Below are 2,100 nucleotides of genomic sequence, written 5' to 3'. Positions count from 1 at the left end.
GATGCTGATATTGCCATTTATGATATTAATGTTGATGATGTGGACCCATCACAAAGTCCTGAAATCATTGAAAACGCATTTGGAAAAGCAACTGCTGTATACAAAGATGGTAATTTAGTAATTAAAGACGGTGATGTTGTTGCACCTAAAGTACATGGTAGAACTTACTGGATTAATTCTAACTACGATTCTGAATTAGAAAAAGAAGTTCTTCAAGATGTTGAAAGCATGTTTAAACAATATTACTCTGTAAACTTTGATAATTATCCAGTACAAGATAATTATTTACCTCATTCAACCCCAATTGAAGGAGTAATGAATGATTAATTAAGGAGGTTAAAAAATGAGTGAAATCATATTAATACCTAAAGAACAACCAGAAGTTCCTATTGAAGCTAATACTATTACTCCTGATGAATTTGCAGGCAAATCCTTAGAGGAAATTGAAAAAATCATTATTTGGTATGGTAATACTGAAGTACCTCTTTCTGATTTCTTCGAAGTTTCCGGTAAATCAGGGGTTTCTGCTGCCGATACTACAATTATAATTGATGGTGATGTTTATAATACTAAAAGGATTGGTCAAGGAATGACTGATGGTGAAATCATTGTCAATGGTAATGTAAACATGTATGTTGGAGCTGAAATGACTGGCGGAAAAATTACTGTTGAAGGTAATGCCGGTCCATGGGCAGGCCAAAACATGAAAGGTGGAGAACTCACAATCAAAGGAGATGCAGGAGACTACATCGGATCTGCATACAGAGGTGATTGGAGAGGTATGGACGGTGGTGTTTTAACCGTCTATGGTAATGTAGGAAATGAAATTGCAGAATTCATGTTAAGTGGTAAAATCATTATTAAAGGTAATGCAAACATTATGCCTGGTATTCGTATGCATGGTGGTTTACTTGTAATTGAAGGAGATGTTGTTGCAAGGACCGGAGGAGCTATGAAGTATGGTAATATTGTTGTAGAAGGTACCATTAATGAATTTTTAGCAGGTTTCGAATATCTTGGAATAGTAAAAGATATGGAAATTGATGGAACATCTTTCAAAGGTGCTTATTATAAATTCAGAGGGGACAATTGTAACAGAGGTGCAGATGGAGCAATATATGCATCTGTTGTAAACAATCGTCATATTTTACCTTAAGGTGATATTATGGAATATGTAACTAATGTAGTATGTCCATTTTGCGGGACATTATGTGATGATATTGTTTGTAAAGTAGAAGATGGTGAAGTTGTAGGAACCATGAATGCATGTAGGATTGGTCACAGTAAATTTATTCATGATGAAGAGGCTGAAAGATACACCAAACCTATGATCAGAAAAAGCGGCGAATTAACTGAAGTAAGCATTGATGAAGCAGTTGATGCAGCTGCAAATATTTTAGTTAATTCAAAAAGACCATTAATTTACGGATTCAGTTGTACTGATTGTGATGCGCAATCAGTTGGTGTTGAATTGGCTGAAGCAACTCGTTCTATTGTTGATAACACCGCTTCTGTTTGTCATGGTCCTTCTGTATTAGGTTTACAAGATGCAGGATACCCAATCTGTACTATGGGTGAAGTTAAAAACAGAGCTGATGTTGTTATCTACTGGGGTTGCAACCCAATGCATGCACACCCAAGACACATGTCCAGATACGTATTTTCCAGAGGATTTTTCAGAGAAAGAGGTAAAAATGACAGAACTGTCATTGTAATCGATCCTAGAAAATCAGATTCATCAAAAATAGCTGATATTCATTTACAATTAGATTATGATAAAGATTATGAATTGGCTGATGCTATTCGTACAGTTTTAAATGATAAAGAATTGTTATATGATGAAGTTGCTGGTATTCCTAGTGAATTAATCTATGAAACAGCTGAAATTCTCAAAAATGCCCAATTTGGTTGCGTTTTCTTCGGTATGGGTATTACCCACAGTAGAGGAAAACACAGAAATGTGGATACCGCTATTTCTTTAACCATGGAATTGAATAAATTTACTAAATTTACTCTTATTCCAATGAGAGGACATTATAACGTAACTGGTTTCAACCAAGTATGTACTTGGGAAAGTGGTTACCCTTACTGTGTTGATTT

The 2,100-nt window shown here is 35.1% G+C and carries 2 protein-coding genes and 1 pseudogene; all 3 read left to right on the top strand.

Features of this window, described 5'->3' with window-relative positions:
* A pseudogene (locus ACKI2W_RS07640) lies at window positions 1-327 on the top strand (formylmethanofuran dehydrogenase subunit A); the annotation flags it as partial.
* A 16-nt stretch (window positions 328-343) separates the two neighbouring features.
* Window positions 344-1,156 carry a formylmethanofuran dehydrogenase subunit C gene (locus ACKI2W_RS07635; RefSeq protein WP_407380832.1) on the top strand — a complete coding sequence of 271 codons (813 nt, stop codon included), beginning with the start codon at window positions 344-346 and terminating at the stop codon, window positions 1,154-1,156.
* 9 nt (window positions 1,157-1,165) lie between these two features.
* The coding region (locus ACKI2W_RS07630) for a formylmethanofuran dehydrogenase subunit B (protein ID WP_407380830.1) at window positions 1,166-2,100 on the top strand (935 nt) is incomplete at its 3' end.

Source organism: Methanobrevibacter sp. (assembly GCF_045603845.1).
GTDB lineage: Archaea > Methanobacteriota > Methanobacteria > Methanobacteriales > Methanobacteriaceae > Methanocatella.
This window is presented reverse-complemented; position numbering and strand designations above follow the sequence as displayed.